Below are 16,507 nucleotides of genomic sequence, written 5' to 3'. Positions count from 1 at the left end.
CCATGCAGCACGCGATCGGGGGCTCCTCCCTCGCCGACATCCTGGAGCGGATCCTCGACAAGGGGATCGTGGTGGCAGGCGACATCTCCGTCAGCCTGGTGGGCGTGGAGTTGCTGACCATCCGGGTGCGGCTGGTCGTCGCCTCGGTCGATCGCGCGCTGGAAATGGGCATCCGCTGGTGGGAGGCGGATGCGGCGCTGACCGGCCAGACGCAGAAGCTGACGCAGGAGAATGCGATGCTGGCGGAACGCGTGGCGCTGCTGGAGAAGCGGCTGGCGGGGGTCGGCGCATGAGCGGCGCGCGCGGGCCACGGCGGCCGATCTCCGTCGCGCGGGCCATGTCGGAACAGGCGCGGGGCGACCGCGCGGCGATCGATCCGGTCGCCTCCATCACGGGGATGATGGAAGGGCTGAAGGGGCTGGCGGAAGGGCTCGGCAAACTGGCGGAGCAGGCGAAGGGCGCCGAGGGCGAGCCGAAGGTGAGCTTCGGCTATTCCATCCGCACGCTGGATGGCGAGGTGTCCGGCAGCAGCACGCGGCGCGAGTCCGCGCCGGAGACGGTGGCGCCGGCGGCGCGGGAGCCGCTTGTCGACATCTTCGAGGAAGCGGATGCCATCCTGGTGGTGGCGGAAGTGCCGGGCGCCGACGCCGATGGCGTGTCCGTCATGTTGCGCGACGGCGTGCTGGCGATCAGCGCCACGGGACGCGCGCGCTACCAGCGGCGCGTGACGCTGCCGGCGGCGGTGGTGGCGGAAGGCATGAGCCACGCGCTGCGCAACGGCATCCTGGAAGTGCGCATCCCGCGCGCGGAGACGGGCGCGTGAGCGGCGGGCTCTGGCTCTACGGCATCGGCATGGCCGCGCCAGGTGGTGCGCCACTCGGCGAGGGTGTCGCGGGCGCGGCGGTGGAGGCGATGGATGCGGCGGGCTTCGTCGCGCTGGTCTCCCAGGCGCCGGCGGAACGTCCCGCGCCGACACGGCGGCACATGCTGACGCATACCGCGGTGCTGGAACGCGCGACGGCGGCGGCGGATGTGCTGCCGGTGCGCTTCGGCACGGTCGCGCCCTGCGCGACGACGCTGGCGCGGTGCCTGGCGGTGAACGCGATCAAGCTGCGCGACGCCATGGCGGGGATCAGCGACTGCGTGGAGCTCGGGCTGCGCGTGTCGTGGCGCGAAGGCGTGATCTTCGAGGAGATCCTGGCCGCAGAACCCGCGCTGCGTGCGATGCGCGACCGCCTGGCGACGCGGCCGGCGCAGGACAGCTACCAGGACCGGATCGAGCTGGGCCGGCGCGTGGAAGCGGCGCTGGCGCAGCGCCGCACGCGCGAAGCGGCGGCGCTGGATGCGGCGCTGGCGCCGCTGGCGGCGCAGATGGTGGCGCTGCGCGAGGTGGATGAGGGCATGATCGCCAACCGCGCCTTCCTGGTGCGGCGGCGCGACGAGCAGCGCTTCGATGCCGCGGTGGCGACGCTGGAAGCGACGCAAGGCACGCGGCTGCTGTTCCGCTATGTCGGACCCGTGCCGCCCTTCAACTTCGTCTCGCTGCGGGCCGAATGGTTCGGCGCGCCGGCGCAGGCGGCGTGAGGCGACGATGGGCCTGCTCCGCACGCTGCTGACGCTGCCGATCAGCGCCCCCATCGCCGGCGTCGGCTGGGTGGCGAAGCAGGTGGCGGAAGCGGTGGACCAGCAATGGCACGATCCCCGCCGCGTGGAGGCCGCGCTGCTGCTGCTGGAACGCAAGCTGGAAGCGGGCGAGATCACCGAGGAGCAGTTCGAGGCGGCGGAGGCCGAGCAGCTGGCGGAACTCGCGGCGATCCGGGCGGCGCGGGGATGAGCGGACTCACGCTCGGCGTCATCGGCGCGCAGATCGACGACGCCAATCGCGGCATTGCGCGGCTCGATCCGGACGCGATGAAGGCGCTGGGCTGCCGTATCGGCGATGTGCTGGCGATCGAGGGCAAGCGGGTCGCGCATGCGCGGGCACTGCCTCTGCCGCCGGCGGCGCGGGGCGGCGGGCGGATTGCGCTGGATGGCGTGACGCGCGGCAATGCGGCCGCGGCGCTGGGAGAGGCCGTGACGGTGCGCGCGGCGGGCGATGTGCCGCGGGCGTTGCGCGTGACGCTGGCGGGGCCGGCCATCAAGCCCGGGCTGATCGCGCTGGGGCGCGTGCTGGAGGGGATGCCGCTGGCGGCGGGCGACAGCCTGCGTATCGCCCTGCCCGGCGGGCGGGAGGCGGAGCTCCGCGTGCACTCCGTGCAGCCCGACGGCCCCGCCATGGTGGATGCGACGACGGCGGTGGCGATGGAAGGCGCGGCGGCGCCGGAAGCCACGGGGGCCGTGCGGTATGAGGATCTTGGCGGGCTGTCGCGCGTGGTGGAGCGGATCCGGGAGGTGGTGGAGCTGCCGCTCCGCCATCGCGACGCCTTCGCGCGGCTCGGCATCTCGCCCCCGCGCGGCGTGCTGCTGGTGGGGCCTCCGGGCACGGGCAAGACGCTGATCGCGCGCGCCGTCGCGACGGAAAGCCGCGCGGCCTTCATCGCGGTGAACGGGCCGGAGATCATGGACCGCTACTACGGCGCCAGCGAGGGCGCGCTGCGGTCGGTGTTCGAGCGTGCGCGGAAGGAAGCGCCCGCCATCATCTTCATCGATGAGCTGGATGCGATCGCGCCGCGACGCGATGGGCTGTCCGGCGAGAAGCAGGTGGAGAAGCGGATCGTCGCGCAGCTGCTGACCCTGATGGATGGGCTCGGCGGGCGCGGCGACGTGGTGGTGCTGGCGGCGACGAACCTGGCGGACAGCCTCGACCCCGCCCTGCGGCGGCCGGGGCGCTTCGACCGCGAGATCCGCGTCGATCCGCCGGATGAGCAGGGGCGGCGGGAGATCCTCGGCGTGCATACGCGCGCCATGCCGCTCGGCGGTGATGTCGATCTCGGCGTGCTGGCGGGGCTGACGGCGGGGTATGTGGGCGCGGACCTCGCGGCGCTGTGCCGGGAAGCGGCGATCGCGGCGCTGCGGCGCGCGGGGGCGCTGGAGGCGGCGGAGATCGCGCCGGGCCTCGCGGTGACGCAGGCGGATTTCGCGGAGGCGCTGGCGGGCATCGTGCCGAGCGCGCTGCGCGAATCCCACCTCGAGATGCCGCGCGGCGGCTGGGACGATGTGGCGGGGATGGAGGCGCTGCGCGGCACGCTGGAACGCGCGGTGCTGTGGCCGCTGCGCCATCCCGGCGCCTTCGCCCGGATGGGGCTGCGGCCGCCGCGGGGCGTGCTGCTGCATGGCGCGCCGGGCACGGGCAAGACGCTGCTGGCGCGCGCGCTGGCGGCGGAGGCGGGGATCGCCTTCATCGCGGTGCGCGGCGCGGAACTGCTCTCGCCCTGGCAGGGCACGTCGGAAGCGGCGCTGCGGCGGGTGTTCGACCGCGCGCGGCAGTCCCGCCCCTGCCTGGTGTTCTTCGATGAGATCGACTGCATCGCGGGGCGGCGCGGCGGCGGCGATGGCGCGACGGTGGAGCGCATGGTGGCGACGCTGCTGGCGGAACTCGACGGGATCTCAGACCCGCCGGGGATCGTGGTGCTGGGGGCGACAAACCGCGCCGATGCGATGGACCCCGCGCTGCTGCGGCCGGGGCGCTTCGACCTGGTGGTGCGGATGGAGGCGCCGGGGCTCGCGGCGCGGCGGGCGATCCTCGGCCTGCATGCCGGGCGGATGCCGCTGGCGGACGATGTGGACCTGGATGCGCTGGCGCTGGCCAGCGAGGGGATGGTGGGCGCGGACCTCGCGGGGCTCTGCCGCCGCGCGGCGCTGGCGGCGATGGCGGAGGCGGCGGACCCGATGGGTGCCATGGTGGCCGCCGCGCATTTCGCCGCCGCCCTGACAACGACACGGGAGGATGCGGCATGACGGTGGCGTTGCGGATGCTCGGCATCGCGCCGGGCGGGGATGCGGGCGCGCTGCTGGCGCGGATGGAGGCGCTGCCGGGCCCGCCCATGGCGCTGCTGCGCGCGGGCGGCATCGCGGCCTTCCTGCAGGAGGCGGATGCGCCGGCGCAGGCGCTGCTGCTGGCGAAGGATCGCGCGGGGCTGCTGAAGAAGCTGGCGGCGTTGCAGCGGCGGCTGGAGGCGGGCTGCATGGCGGGGCCCTTCCTGCCCGCCGATCCGGGTGCGGCGACCTTGCCGGCGGAAACCTGGCCGGCGCTGCTGGCGGCGCAGGCGGAAGCGGCGGCGCGGGCGCTGGCGGATCATGGCGGCACGCATCAGTGGGACGTGATCCTGCGCTGGTCGCCGGACCGCGTGCTGGGGCCGGCGCGGGACCGCCTGCAGGGGCTGGGGCGCGCGGCGCTGGCGGCGACCGTCTCCGGCCTGCTGGCGGAAGCGCGGATGGCGCGGCTTGCGGCGCTGCGGGCCGCCTTGGCGCCGCGCGTGCTGGCGGTGGCGGAGGCGCCGCCGGTGGCGGAGGACACGGCCATCGGGCTGACGGTGCGCGTGCCCGCGGGCGGCGAGGCCGCGATCGAGGCGGCGCTGTTCGCCATGCCGGGCGAGTTGACGAAGGAGGTGGCGGCGGACCTCCGCGGGCCGCTGCCGCCGCTCTCCTTCGCCGCGGTGCGCGTGGCGGCGGTGCCGGCGGATGCGATTGACCGCGCCTGGAGCCTGCTGGAACTGCCGGAGGCGGTGGCGCCGGCGGAGTTGCAGCGCCGCTGGCGCGGCCTGGCGGGCCGGCTGCATCCCGACCAGGCCGGGCGAGACGCCGACCCCGGCCGCTTCGCCGAAGCCGCCGAGGCCTATCGCCTGCTGCACAGCCTGGCGGGCGAGGGCGAGGTGCGGCGCGCGGCGCTGGCCGGGCGCGATGCCTGCCGGCTGCTGCTGCCGGAGGGGCTGTGATGGACGCGCTCTACGCCTATGCGGTGCTGCCGGCGGATGCAGCGCTGCCCGGCGATGCCGCCGCCATCCTGCCGGGTGCGGGCTTCGCCCTTGTCCGGGCGGGCGGCTGCGCGGCGCTGGTGAGCCCGGTGCCGCGCGCGCCCTTCGAGGCCGGGCCGGCCACGCGGGCCAACGACCCGGCCTGGGTGGCGGAACGCGCGGCGGCGCATCATGCGGTGGTGGCGGCGCTGCCGGGCGCGGTGCTGCCTCTGGCCTTCGGGGCGCTGTTCTCCGGCCCCGGGCCGCTGGCGGAATGGCTGGCGGCGCGGGAGGCCGCGCTGAGGGCGGCACTGGCGCAGGTCGATGGCTGCGCGGAATGCACCGCGAAGCTGGAGGAGGACCCCGCCCGCCACGCCGCCTGGCTGGATGCGCATGACGAGAACCTGCGCGACCTGGCGCGGCGGGCGAGCGAGGCCTCGGCGGGGACGGCCTTCCTGCTGGCCCGCACGCGGGAGAAGCGGCTGGCGGAAGCGCGCGCGGCGCGGGCGGCGATGATGGCGCGGGAGGTGGCGGCGCGGCTCGGCCGGCATGCGCATGTCATGCCGGAGGCGATGACGGCGCTGGTGCGGCGGGCCGATCTGCCGGCGCTGATGGCGGAGTTGGCGGCGACGGCCCGGGAATTGGCGGAAAGCGGGATCGCGCTGCGGCTGGTCGGGCCCTGGCCGCCCTATGCCTATGCCCGGGCGGCGATCGCCCATGCGTGACGGGCTGAAGGAACCGCTGCCGCCGCTGGGCGGGCAGCCGCAGGCGCTGGTGGATGTGCTGGACCGGCTGCTGGACACGGGCGTGGTGGTGGATGGGCAGATCGTGCTGTCGCTGGCGGGTGTCGATCTCGTGCATGTCGGGCTGCGGGCGCTGCTCGCCTCCGTCGATCGCGCGGCCTGCCTGACGGCGTCGCGACCGGAGGGGATCGGATGATCGGGTTGCACGAAACGCCGGTGCGGGAGGCACCTCCGCTGGCACGCATCGCGCTGGATCCCGCCACCGTCGAGCAGGATCTGGCGCGGCTGGTGCTGACGCTGGTGGAACTGGTGCGGCGGCTGATGGAAGGCCAGGCGCTGCGGCGACTGGAAGCGGGCACGGTGACGGCGGAGGAGGCGGAGCGGCTCGGGCTTGGCCTGATGCAGCTGCGCGGCGCCGTGGAGACGCTGTGCGCGCGGCTGGATATCCGGCCGGAGGAACTGAACCTCGATCTCGGCCCGCTGGGCCGTCTGCTCTGAAGGGCAATGCCGATGCAGCTTCCCGGCGGGATGGAATTGGGGCGCTGGCTGGCGGGCGCGACGGCGCTGGCCAGTGCGGGGCTGCTGGGCTGGGCGGTGCTGCGGCCGCAGCCGGTGATGCCGGCGGGGGCGCCCATGGCGGCGGCCGATCCGGCGGCGCTGGTGGCGGCGCTGACGGCGGGGGATCGCGGCGCGCTGGTGGAAGACCTCCGCGGCGTCGCGGCGCTGCTGCAGGGGGCGGAGCTGCCTTTGGCCGCCCGCGTGGCGCGCGCGCGGCTGGAAGCGGTGGCGGCGGCGGAGGACCGGCGGGCGCAGGAAGCGCCGCCGGCGCTGGTGCTGACGTCACTGGTGCAGCGGCTGGATGGCACCGTCGCGGCGCTGCGGGAACAGGGGCGATCCGGGCCGGTGGACCTCCGCCTGCTGCTGGCCGCGGGGCTGGCGCTGGCGGCGGCGCTGGCCGCGCTGGCGGGCGGCGCGGCGCGGGATGCGCGCGGGGATGAGGAGGCCGGGGAGCGGGCCGCGCTCGGCGGTGCGCTGGCGCAGGCGCAGGACGCGGCGCGGATGATGGAGACCATCGCCAAGGGGGCGGAGGCGCGGCTGGTCACCTCTGCCGCGCGGATCGACCGGTCCAGCGAGGCGCTGGAGCCCCTGCAGGCGCGGCTCGATGCGGTGATGGCGCGGCTGGAGGACGCCGGAGGCGCCGCGCCGACGCTGGAGGCGTTGCGGGCGGAGGTGGCGGCGCTGGCGGAGGTGATGGCGGAGCAGGCCTCCATCGCGCGCGCGGCGCAGTCGGCGATGGGCGGCCTGGCGGCGGAGATCGCGCCGCTGGCCGGCCAGGCCGCGCAGGCGCGGGCGGAGATGGCTCGGATCTCGGAGGGCACGGAGGCGCGGGCGGAGGCCACCGCGCTGCGGCTGGAAGCGCGCATCGCGGCGGCGACGGAGACGGTGGCGGCCGAGGTGCTGCGCCAGGGCGAGGAGGCGGCGGCGCGGGTGGAAGGCACGCTCAATCCCCTTGCGACCCGGCTGGAGACGGTGGTGGCGAGCGGGCGCGTGGAGCAGGCCGGCCGCGCCGCGGCGCTGGAGGAGACGCTGGCCGCGCTGCCGGCGCAGATCGACGAACGCGTGCGGGAGGCCTTGGAGCCGAAGCTGGAGGCGAACCGCATCGCGCTCGCCGTCGCCTCCGAAAGGCTGGAAGCGGGCATGGTGGCGCTGCCGGCGCTGGTCGGCGACCGGGTGGAGACGGCGCTGCTCTCGGCCTCCGCCACGCAGGGGGCGGAGGTCTCGGCGGCGGTGGCGGAACGGCTGGCGGAGCGGGTCGGCGCCGGGCTTTCCGCGCTGCCGGGTGCGATCGCGGACCGGGTGAAGGCCGGGCTGGCGACGGCGACGGCGGCGCAGGGGGTGGCGGTGGCCGATGCCGTCTCGGCCGTGGTGACGGAACGGCTGGAGGCAGGGCTGGCGGCGCTGCCGGGGGCCATGGCGGCGCAAGTGCAGCCGGCCATCGCGGCCGCGGCGCTGCAGGCGGAACAGGCGGCGATGGCGCTGGAAGCGGGGCTGGCGGAACTGCCGGAGGCCGTGGCGGCGAAGCTGGAACCGGCGATCGCGGCGGCGAGCGGCGGGCTGCCGGAGGCGGTGGCGGCGCGGCTGGAGCCGGCCATCGCGGCGGCGACCGGCGGGCTGCCGGATGCGGTGGCAGCGAGGCTGGAGCCGGCCATCGCGGCGGCGACCGGCGGGCTGCCGGAGGCCGTGGCGGCGAAGCTGGAACCGGCCATCGCGTCGGCGACCGGCGGGCTGCCGGATGCCCTGGCGGCGCGGCTGGAGCCGGCCATCGCGGCGGCGACCGGCGGGCTGCCGGAGGCGGTGGCGGCGCGGCTGGAGCCGGCGCTGGCCGCTGCGGCCGGGGTGCCGGCGGATCAGGTCGCGGCCACCCTGGCGGACCGGCTGGAGGCGGGGCTGGCCACGCTGCCGGAGGCCGTCGCGGAACGGGTGGCGGCGGCGGGGATGGGGGAGCGGCTGGAAGCCGGCCTCGCCGCGCTGGACGCCCTGCCGGCGCGGGTCGGGGAGGTGCTGGACCAGCGTCTGGAAGACAATCTGGCAGCGCAGGCCGTGACGCTGTCCGCCGCGGTCGGGGATCAGCTCGCGGGGCTGCCGGGGCAGGTGGCGGACGCCATGGCGGCACCGGCCGCGCGGCTGGACGGCCTGGCGGAGGCCACGGCGGCGGCGGCGGCCGAAGTGAAGGGGGCGGCGCAGGACCTGGCCGCGCGGCTGGCGCAGCGGGCGGAGGCGCAGGCGGCCGAGAATGCGCGCGCGACCGGGGAGCTGGTGTCGCTGGCGACGCAGCTGGCCCAGGCCGCGGGCACGGCGCGGGAGCGGATGGAGGAGAGCGCCGGCGCGGTGGAAGCGGCGGCGCGGCTGCTTCATGAGGCGGCACGCCCGGGGCAGGAAGTGGTGGCGGAGCTGGCGCGCCAAGTGGTCACGCTGCGCGACATCGCCACACCGCCCCCGGCGGAGGGCGCCGCGGGGCGGTTGCAGGCGGCGCTGGCCGGCACGCCGGCGCCGGCCGCGCTGCAGCAGGCGCTGGAGCATCTGGGTGCGGTGGGGCGGGAAGCGGCCGCGCTGCTCGCGGCGGCCGAGACGCTGGCCGAGGCCAGCAGCGGCCCGGCCCCCCCTGCCCTGCCCGCGGCCTTCGGCGCGGAAACGCCGGCGCTGCTCGACGGGCTCGGCACCGTCATCGGCCAGTTGCAGGCGGTGGCGACGGCGCTCGCCCTGGCCAGCGATGCGGCGGAGGCCGGCCCCACGCCAGCGGCGCGGGCGGCGGCTTAACCGCCGCTTCACCGGGGCGGGTGTAGGCGGAAGGGTATCGCGACGCTCGCCGACAGCGTCGTGCCAGGCCCGGCCCCGGCCGGGCGACAGGAGGTTGGCGATGATGTCAGTGGCGATCCACGGCGCGGCGCCGGAATCGGGGCCGCCTGGGGCGGTCGAGCCCGTCACGCTCCGGGTCAGCGGCGCCAAGCCGGTGCGGCTGCGCGGGCACAAGCTGACCGAGGGCCATTCCCGCGCGGCGGGCTGCATCGCCTGGCATGAGGTCGAGATCTGGCAGCTGGAGAATTCGCGGGAGATCGCCGTGGCGCTGCGGACGCGCCGGCCGGGTGGCGAGGCCGCCGACCTGCATCGCGCGGAGCTGTTCCCGGATCTGGCGGAGGCGCTGGACTGGCTGGAGGGCTTCGACCCCGTCGCCGACCTGACCGTGGATTTCGACGCCGGCGACCGGCGGCTTTCCGCCGTGGAGGTCGCGCTGCGCGCCGCCGCGCTGCGGGGGCGGGCGGAGGTGGTGACGCGCGAATGGCGAGCGCTGCTGGGCGAGGTGCTGTTCGTGCTGGATGCGGAAGCGCCGGCGTGATGATGGCGGAGGAAGCGTCCGGCTTCGACTTCGTGCTGCTGCCGCGTCACGGTCGCCGGCCGCTGGGCTTCCAGGGCCGGCTGCTGGCGCGGATGGAAGCGGCGCCGCCGGACCTGCCCGTGGATTCCTGCGTCACGCTGCATGAAGCCGCGACGGGTGGCTTCGTCTGCGCCATCCGCCACCGGCTGCGCGATGCCGCGGGGGCGGAGGAACGCTGCTACGCGCTGGCAGCGGATGATGCGCCGACGCTGCTGCGCTTCCTGCACCTGCATGACCCGCTGCGCGACCTGCCGCCGGCGGCGCTGGTGCCACAGGCCGCGGGCACCGCGCCGAGCCGCGCCGCACTGGCGGAGGCCGCGACGATCGCGCCCCGGCTGCGCGCCGTATGGCGTGACCTGCTGGCGGCGAGCTTCGGGCCCCTCGCCGGCCCGGAACCAGACCAAGGCCCGACGGCATCCCGCCGCCCTGCCCCTGAGGAGGACCACGATGAACGTCATCAACGTGCATGAGCCGATCGGCGTCTACGAAGCCTATGGCGTGGAGGAGCCGGTGAGCCTGCGCGATCCCGCCCCTTCCTTTGCGCGCGCGGGCCTGGCGCGGAGCGAAAGGCAGGCAGCGAGCGGGAGCTTCACGCTCCGCCGCAGCGGCGCGCGTCCGCTGGCCTTCAACGGCCGCCTGCTGAGCCGCCACAGCGGCGAACGCGCGGGCGCGGCGCAGTGGCATGAACTGAGCCTCTATGAGACGGAGGAAGGCCGCTTCGTCGCCGATATCCGCGTGCTCGGCGAGACGCATGGCAATGCGGGGCAGTTCCATGTTGAGACCTTCAACGAGCTGGAGGATGCGCTGCGCTTCTTCGAGAACCACGATGCGCGGCGCGACGTGGTGAGCGACATCCCGATCGAGGATGCGGGCCTGTCGCCGGCGGAGCTGATGGTGCATGCGGCGACGCTGAAGGTGCGCGTGGCGGAAGCGCAGTCGGGCTATCGCGCCGTGCTGTCGGCCTTCCTGACCGCGATGCATCGTCACTGAGATGTCGCCCATCGCGAATTCTTGCGTTGACGGTGCCCGCGTGAACCGTTCCGCAATCAGGCGCGATGAGAATGGCGGATGTCGCCACCGCGAAGCGGGCGGCGAGGCGCCGTCCCCGATCTCCGGGCAGCGCGCAACCCAACATGGAGTCGCCCGATGACCATCAACAAGAGCCTCGCCTCCTCCTCCCTGGCCGAGGTGATCGACCGCATCCTCGACAAGGGCGTCGTCGTCGACGCCTTCATCCGCGTGGCGCTGGTGGGCATCGAGCTCATCGCCGTCGAGATCCGCGCGGTGGTGGCCTCCGTCGAGACCTACCTGAAGTATGCCGAGGCGGTGGGCCTGACGACCGACCCGGCCGCGGCCGCGGCCTGACGCGCACCGCGCGCGCGATGACGGGGGAACGGGAACAGGCGGCGCGCGGCCTTGGGGGCCGCGCGGCGCTGGAAGCCTACCGGGCCGCGCGCGTGGCCCAGCGCGGCGACCTGCGCGCCGCGCTGAGGGCGAACCGGGAGGCGCTGCGCGCCGCCCGCGTCGCGCCCGGCGCCGCGAAGGTGCCGGAGGATGAGGCGGTGGCGGTCGCGGAAGCGCCTGCGCCACCCGTGATGGCCGTGGCGCCCGCGCCACGGTCGGTCTTCGCCAGCCTGGTGGAGGCGGAGCGCGGCCTGGCACCGCCGGAGCCCGTGGTGGCGGAGGAAGCGCCGGCTCTCGAGGAGCCGACGGCGGTGGCCGAGGAAGCGCCACCGGCTGACGCCGCGGCATGCGAGACGCCGATCGTCGAGCCGCCCCCCGAAGAACCCCCCGCTGCCGAGCCCATCATGGTGGAAGCGGCGGCGGCAGAGGCGGCGATGGAGACCGTCCCGGACGCCGTCGAGGTCATCGAGGTGACGGCGGAAGCGCCGCCGAGCATCGACCTGATGGTGGAGCCGGCCATCGAGATCGCGGTGGAAGCGCCGCGTGCCGTGACTGACCTTTCGGCCATCCGCGAACTCGGCCCCGGCATGCGCCACCGGCTGGCGCAGATCGGCTACCACAGCTGCGAGGACCTGGCGGCGGCGGATCCCGCAAGGCTGTCGCAGCAACTGGGCGAGGTCAGCCGGCTGCTGCGGCCCGAAAGCTGGATCGCCGCGGCGCGCGCTGCCACCGCCTGACGGCGCGCCGCTTGCATAGTCCCATCCCGTGATGGCAGGGTCCCGCGGCAACGCCACGGGGCCCGCATGCTGCATTTCTACGGATGGGCGACGCCGAATTCGCAGCGCGTCTCCATCATGCTGGAGGAATGCGGGCTGACCTACGCCGTCACCGGCGTGAACATCCGCGCCCGGCAGCAATTTGCGCCGGAGATCCTGGCACTGAACCCCTACGGCAAGATCCCGATCCTGGTGGAGGATGGCCGCGCGATCTTCGAGAGCGGTGCGATCCTGCTGCACCTCGCGGAGAGGCATGGCGTGCTGTGGGGGGAGGATCGCACCACGACGCTGTCCTGGCTGATGGTGGCGCTGACCTCGCTCGGCCCCTTCACGGGGCAGGCGCATCACTGGACGGAGCTGGCGCCGGAGAAGCCGGAGGCGGCGCGGGCACATACGGTGGCGCTGGTGGATCGCGTCTATCGGCTGCTCGAGGGACGGCTGGCCTCCGTGCCGTATCTCGCGGGTTGCGATTGCAGCATCGCCGACATCGCGGCCTACCCCTGGGTGGCGAAGCATGGCTGGGCGGTGCGCGATCTTTCCACCACGCCGTATCTTTCGGCCTGGTTCGCGCGAATGGGCGAACGGCCCGCGGTGCAACGCGGCATGCGCGTGCCGGAAGGCGCGCGCCTCGAATGACGACCGGGAGAGTGACCCAATGAAGAAGACCTGGCTGGCGGCGGCGCTCGCGCTGATGGCGGGGGCGGCATCGGCGCAGACGCTGCCGCCGGAGCGCGTGCTGCGGATGGTGCCGAATGCGGACCTCCAGACGCTCGATCCCATCAACACGACGGCCGGCGTCGTCTCCTCCCACGCCCAGATGATCTACGACCAGCTCTTCGGGCGGGATGCGGAGCAAAGGCCGCAGCCGCAGATGGTGGGGGCGTGGAGTGTCTCGGCCGATGCGCTGACCTGGCGCTTCACGCTGCGGGATGGGCTGGCCTTCCATGACGGCGCGGCGGTGACGGCGGAGGATGTCGTGGCCTCGCTGCGCCGCTGGGGCGCGCGCGATCCGCATGGCCGGCAGATCATCGCCATCACCGCGAGCCTGGCGGCGGAGCCCGATGGCAGGACGGTGGTGTGGCAGCTGCGCCGGCCCTATGCGCTGATGCTGGACGCGCTGTCGAAGCCCGCGGGCAACATGCCGGCGATCATGCCGGCGCGCATCGCCGCGGCCGATCCCTTCACCGCCATCCGCGACACCATCGGCAGCGGGCCCTTCATCTTCGTGCGCGAGGAATGGGTGCCGGGCAGCACCGTGGTCTATCGCCGCAACCCCAACTACGTGCCGCGGCGGGAGCCCGCTTCGGGCACGGCGGGCGGCAAGGTCGCGCATGTCGATCGCGTTGAGTGGCTGAACATCGCCAATGCGCAGACCTCGGCGCTGGCGCTGATCCAGGGGGAACTCGACTACATCGAGAGCCCCGGCGTGGATTTCCTGCCGCTGCTGCAGCGGAGGGGGATGCGGATCATCCGGACCAACACGCTCGGCGCGCCGGGCATGATCCGCATGAACCACATCCACCCGCCCTTCAACGATCCGCGCGCGCGGCAGGCGCTGATGCAGCTGGTGAACCAGGAGGAATTCCTCCAGGCGATGTTCCCGGACTCCTCGCTCTACCAGGTGTGCCACGCCTTCTTCGTCTGCGGGTCGCCGCAGGAGACGAATGCGGGCGTGCCGGCGGGGCTGGGATCACCAGCGGCGCGGGAGCGGGCGCGGGCGCTGCTGCGGGAGAGCGGCTATGACGGTTCCCCGATCGTCATCATGGACCCGACCGACAACCCCTTCATGCATGCGGCGACGCTGGTGCTGGCGCAGCAGATGCAGGCGGTGGGGTTCCGCACCGATGTGCAGGCGACCGATTTCGCCTCCATGGCCGGGCGTCGGGCGAACCGGCGGCCGCCGGCGGAGGGCGGCTGGCATATCGGGCTGACCTTCTGGAACGGGCTCGGCGCGAGCGATCCCGTGGGCAATGTGCCGATGGCGGCGAGTTGCGACGCGGCCTGGCCGGGCTGGCCCTGTGACGCGGCGCACCAGGCGCTGATCGATGCCTTCCCCTACGCCGCCAGCGCGGAGGAGCGGAAGCGCATCCTGGATGAGCTGCATGCCAGCGCCTACCGGCTGGTGCCCTATGTGCCCTTCGGGCAGTGGTACCTGCCCTCCGCCGTCAGCCCGCGGGTCAGCGACGTGCTGGCGATGCCGGGGATCATCATCGCCTGGAACATCCGGAAGGCGGCGCGGTAGCGTCGCCTCAGGGGGCAGCGCGGGTGTGGACCATCAGGTCGTTCTCGCCGCGCTGCACTACCTCATTCTTCTGGTTCAGCAGGTCGAAGCCCAGCGTGACGATGCCGCGCGCGGGATTTCTCGTGATGCGCTTCGACAGGACGGTGATGCGGGCGGCGATGCGGTCGCCGACCAGGATCGGACCAGCGAAGCTCCATCGCCAGTTCAGCGAGACGATGGCGGCGAACTTGATGCCTGCGCGGTTCTTGAGCCCGTCGCACAGCGCGAGGCCGAGCAGCCCATGCGCGACGCGGCCGGGATAGCCCAGCGCGCGGGCATAGTCGTCATCCATGTGGATGTCGAAGAAGTCGCCGGTGAGGCCGGCGAAGGCGACGATATGCGCCTCCGTCACCACGATGCCGCCGGTCTCGAACGCCATGCCGATGGTGGCGTCCTCGAAGCGCAGCAGGGAGGGATCGATCTTCATTTTCTCCTGCCCTCAAACGCCGGGCGCGGCCTCCGGCCGCTTGGCTTCGCCGCACAGGCGGCGGCGCCCGTTCGGGCGCTCGGCCAGCTGCGCCGGCCGCCAGCCATCGGCTCCGCCGCTGGCCTCAAAGCTTGTGCATGTGCAGGCCGCCATCGATGTGGAACGCATCCCCCGTGCTGAAGGGGATCGCCCCGCTGACCAGGCCGGCGATGGCGTTGCCGACATCCTCCGGCTGGCCCCAGCGACGGATGGGGGAAAGGCCGTCGGCGATGCGCTTCTCGTATTTCGCGACCACCGGCGCCGTCATGTCCGTGCGGATCACGCCGGGGCGGATGTCGAAGACGGGGATGCCGTCTTCCGCCAGGCGGAAGGCGTAGCAGCGGGCGACCATGCTCACCGCCGTCTTGCTCGCCGTGTATTCGGTGCGGTCGGGGGACGCCATCAGCGCATTGGCGGAGGAGACGAAGACGACGGCGCGCGGGCCACGTTCCGGCGCGCCCGCCTCCACCATGCGCCGCGCCACCGCCTGCGTCACGAAGAAGGGCGCGCGGGCGTTGATGTCCATGCAGCGGTCCCAGCTTTCGGGCGAGACCTCCAGGATGTCGCCGCGCTGCATGGCGCCGACGCCGGCATTGTTCACCAGCGCCTCCAGCCCACCCCCTTGCGCCCAGGCCCAGGCGACCATGGCGCTGACGGCATCGAGGTCCGCGACATCGCAGAGCGTCCAGTCGAAGCGCCCGCCGGCCTGTTCCACGGCGGCGGCGGTTTCCGCGAAGCCGTCCTCGCCCAGGTCGCAGCCCAGCACGTCATAGCCCTTGCGGGCGAGTGCCACGCAGGACGCGCGGCCGATGCCACGGCGCGCGCCGGTGACCAGCGCAACCGGGCGGGTCATGCGAATATCTCCCTTGCCATGATGACCCTCTGGATCTGGTTGGTGCCTTCGTAGATCTGCGTGATCTTGGCGTCGCGATAGAGGCGTTCCACCGTCACGCCGCGGATGTAGCCGGTGCCGCCATGGATCTGCACGGCATCGGCGCAGCGCGCCACGGCGGCGTCGCTGGCGAAGCACTTCGCCATGCTGGCTTCCAGCGTCACGCGGCGGCCGGCATCCATGCCGCGCGCGGCGTCGCGCACCATCAGCCGCGCGGCGTGCAGGTCCTTCGCCATGTCGGCGACCATGAAGCGGATGGCCTGCTGTTCCGCGATCGGCCTGCCGAACTGCACGCGCGCCTTGGCGAAGGCGATGCTCTCCTCCAGCGCGTTGCGCAGGATGCCGGTGGCCAGCGCGGCGATGCCGATGCGGCCCTTGTCCAGCACCGACATCATCAGGTGGAAGCCGCGGCCTTCCGGACCGAGCAGCGCATCGGCGCCGAGCTTCACGCCGGTAAAGCGCAGCCCGCCGACGGGCGAGGCGCGCTGGCCCATCTTGTGCTCCGCCCGCAGCCGCTCCACGCCCGGTGCCGCCAGGTCCACCAGGAAGATCGACATGCCGCGATGGCCGGCAGCGGGATCGGTGCGGGCGAGCACGGCGGCGAAATCCGCGCGCGGCGCCATGTGGATCCACATCTTCTCGCCATCCAGCACCCAGCCGGTACCGTCCCGGCGTGCGGTGGTGCGGAGGTTGGCGAGGTCCGACCCCGCCTCGGCCTCGGTCAGCGCATAGGCGCAGCGGATGTCGTAGCGCAGCAGGGGCGTCAGGTAGCGCGCGCGCTGCGCCGCCGTGCCGTGGTCCCCGAGCAGCGTGCCCAGCAGTTCCACCAGGCCGACCTGGTCCGCCACGCTGGCATAGCCGCGGGCCAGTTCCTCCATGACGATGGCATAGGCCTCGACGCCGGCCTCCGCGCCGCCCATCGCCTCCGGCACCGTGATGCCGAGCAGGCCGAGCGCGGCGAGCCGGCGGTAGAGATCGGCGGGGAAGGCCTCGGTCTCGTCGAGCTCGGCGGCGCGGGGCGCGACCTCGGCCTCCGCGAAGCGGCGCGCGGTGTCCCGCAATGCATCCAGCGCTTCCTGGTCCGGCACGCGCCGCGTCTCCCCCGATGTTGCGGGCAGG

The 16,507-nt window shown here is 74.2% G+C and carries 20 protein-coding genes; 17 read left to right on the top strand and 3 right to left on the bottom strand.

The annotated features are described in order from the left end of the window. Positions 1-2 precede the first annotated feature (2 nt). The 17 genes from gvpJ to G3576_RS06090 all read left to right on the top strand — a co-directional run bounded on the left by gvpJ (position 3) and on the right by G3576_RS06090 (position 13,991). The gene (gene gvpJ / locus G3576_RS32770; protein ID WP_164693481.1) at positions 3-293 is read left to right on the top strand and encodes a gas vesicle protein GvpJ; all 291 of its coding nucleotides are present in this window, start codon (positions 3-5) and stop codon (positions 291-293) included. After that, the gene (locus tag G3576_RS06165; RefSeq protein WP_164693480.1) at positions 290-823 is read left to right on the top strand and encodes an Hsp20/alpha crystallin family protein; all 534 of its coding nucleotides are present in this window, start codon (positions 290-292) and stop codon (positions 821-823) included. The genes gvpJ and G3576_RS06165 overlap by 4 nt, the downstream gene beginning before the upstream one ends. Beyond that, entirely contained in the window at positions 820-1,584 is a 765-nt protein-coding gene (locus G3576_RS06160) for a GvpL/GvpF family gas vesicle protein (RefSeq protein WP_164693479.1), read from the top strand. The genes G3576_RS06165 and G3576_RS06160 overlap by 4 nt, the downstream gene beginning before the upstream one ends. A gap of 7 nt (positions 1,585-1,591) precedes the next feature. Continuing rightward, positions 1,592-1,834: a gas vesicle protein GvpG gene (locus tag G3576_RS06155; protein WP_164693478.1), complete on the top strand. Its 243-nt coding sequence runs from the start codon at positions 1,592-1,594 to the stop codon at positions 1,832-1,834. Then, positions 1,831-3,897, top strand: coding sequence for an AAA family ATPase (locus tag G3576_RS06150; protein ID WP_164693477.1), 2,067 nt, complete (start codon positions 1,831-1,833; stop codon positions 3,895-3,897). The genes G3576_RS06155 and G3576_RS06150 overlap by 4 nt, the downstream gene beginning before the upstream one ends. Then, the gene (locus G3576_RS06145) at positions 3,894-4,874 is read left to right on the top strand and encodes a J domain-containing protein (protein ID WP_164693476.1); all 981 of its coding nucleotides are present in this window, start codon (positions 3,894-3,896) and stop codon (positions 4,872-4,874) included. Before G3576_RS06150 ends, G3576_RS06145 begins: the two co-directional genes overlap by 4 nt. Further along, the gene (locus G3576_RS06140; protein WP_164693475.1) at positions 4,874-5,617 is read left to right on the top strand and encodes a GvpL/GvpF family gas vesicle protein; all 744 of its coding nucleotides are present in this window, start codon (positions 4,874-4,876) and stop codon (positions 5,615-5,617) included. The genes G3576_RS06145 and G3576_RS06140 overlap by 1 nt, the downstream gene beginning before the upstream one ends. Beyond that, entirely contained in the window at positions 5,610-5,831 is a 222-nt protein-coding gene (locus G3576_RS06135) for a gas vesicle protein (protein ID WP_207622686.1), read from the top strand. Before G3576_RS06140 ends, G3576_RS06135 begins: the two co-directional genes overlap by 8 nt. After that, positions 5,828-6,133, top strand: a complete 306-nt coding sequence (locus G3576_RS06130) for a gas vesicle protein K (RefSeq protein ID WP_207622685.1) — start codon at positions 5,828-5,830, stop codon at positions 6,131-6,133. The genes G3576_RS06135 and G3576_RS06130 overlap by 4 nt, the downstream gene beginning before the upstream one ends. Before the next feature lie 12 nt (positions 6,134-6,145). Then, positions 6,146-8,953: a hypothetical protein gene (locus G3576_RS06125; protein WP_164693474.1), complete on the top strand. Its 2,808-nt coding sequence runs from the start codon at positions 6,146-6,148 to the stop codon at positions 8,951-8,953. Positions 8,954-9,053: 100 nt separating this feature from the next. Continuing rightward, positions 9,054-9,530, top strand: coding sequence for a hypothetical protein (locus G3576_RS06120; RefSeq protein ID WP_164693473.1), 477 nt, complete (start codon positions 9,054-9,056; stop codon positions 9,528-9,530). Then, on the top strand, positions 9,530-10,039 hold the full coding sequence (locus tag G3576_RS06115; RefSeq protein WP_164693472.1) for a hypothetical protein: 510 nt from the start codon (positions 9,530-9,532) through the stop codon (positions 10,037-10,039). Before G3576_RS06120 ends, G3576_RS06115 begins: the two co-directional genes overlap by 1 nt. Continuing rightward, complete coding sequence (locus G3576_RS06110; protein WP_164693471.1) at positions 10,017-10,559, top strand: hypothetical protein; 543 nt, start codon at positions 10,017-10,019, stop codon at positions 10,557-10,559. Before G3576_RS06115 ends, G3576_RS06110 begins: the two co-directional genes overlap by 23 nt. A 156-nt stretch (positions 10,560-10,715) precedes the next feature. Then, positions 10,716-10,934, top strand: coding sequence for a gas vesicle structural protein GvpA (gvpA, locus tag G3576_RS06105; RefSeq protein WP_164693470.1), 219 nt, complete (start codon positions 10,716-10,718; stop codon positions 10,932-10,934). A 17-nt stretch (positions 10,935-10,951) separates the two neighbouring features. Then, positions 10,952-11,710 carry a hypothetical protein gene (locus G3576_RS06100; RefSeq protein ID WP_164693469.1) on the top strand — a complete coding sequence of 253 codons (759 nt, stop codon included), beginning with the start codon at positions 10,952-10,954 and terminating at the stop codon, positions 11,708-11,710. Positions 11,711-11,776: 66 nt separating this feature from the next. Continuing rightward, positions 11,777-12,385: a glutathione S-transferase family protein gene (locus tag G3576_RS06095; RefSeq protein WP_164693468.1), complete on the top strand. Its 609-nt coding sequence runs from the start codon at positions 11,777-11,779 to the stop codon at positions 12,383-12,385. Between the two features lie 19 nt (positions 12,386-12,404). Further along, positions 12,405-13,991, top strand: a complete 1,587-nt coding sequence (locus tag G3576_RS06090; RefSeq protein ID WP_164693467.1) for an ABC transporter substrate-binding protein — start codon at positions 12,405-12,407, stop codon at positions 13,989-13,991. A 7-nt stretch (positions 13,992-13,998) separates the two neighbouring features. Here the strand turns inward: G3576_RS06090 and G3576_RS06085 are convergent, their stop codons facing one another. The 3 genes from G3576_RS06085 to G3576_RS06075 all read right to left on the bottom strand — a co-directional run bounded on the left by G3576_RS06085 (position 13,999) and on the right by G3576_RS06075 (position 16,476). Next, the gene (locus tag G3576_RS06085) at positions 13,999-14,457 is read right to left on the bottom strand and encodes a MaoC family dehydratase (RefSeq protein WP_164693466.1); all 459 of its coding nucleotides are present in this window, start codon (positions 14,455-14,457) and stop codon (positions 13,999-14,001) included. A gap of 124 nt (positions 14,458-14,581) precedes the next feature. After that, a complete protein-coding gene (locus G3576_RS06080) occupies positions 14,582-15,349 on the bottom strand; it encodes a 3-ketoacyl-ACP reductase (protein ID WP_164693465.1) in 768 nt (255 codons plus the stop codon). Beyond that, a complete protein-coding gene (locus G3576_RS06075; RefSeq protein ID WP_164693464.1) occupies positions 15,346-16,476 on the bottom strand; it encodes an acyl-CoA dehydrogenase family protein in 1,131 nt (376 codons plus the stop codon). Before G3576_RS06075 ends, G3576_RS06080 begins: the two co-directional genes overlap by 4 nt. Positions 16,477-16,507 lie beyond the last annotated feature (31 nt).

Origin of the sequence: Falsiroseomonas algicola (assembly GCF_011040385.1) — a bacterium.
Taxonomy (GTDB): domain Bacteria; phylum Pseudomonadota; class Alphaproteobacteria; order Acetobacterales; family Acetobacteraceae; genus Falsiroseomonas; species Falsiroseomonas algicola.
The sequence above is the reverse complement of the archived record's forward strand: the minus strand, read 5'-3'. Positions and strand labels throughout refer to the sequence as shown.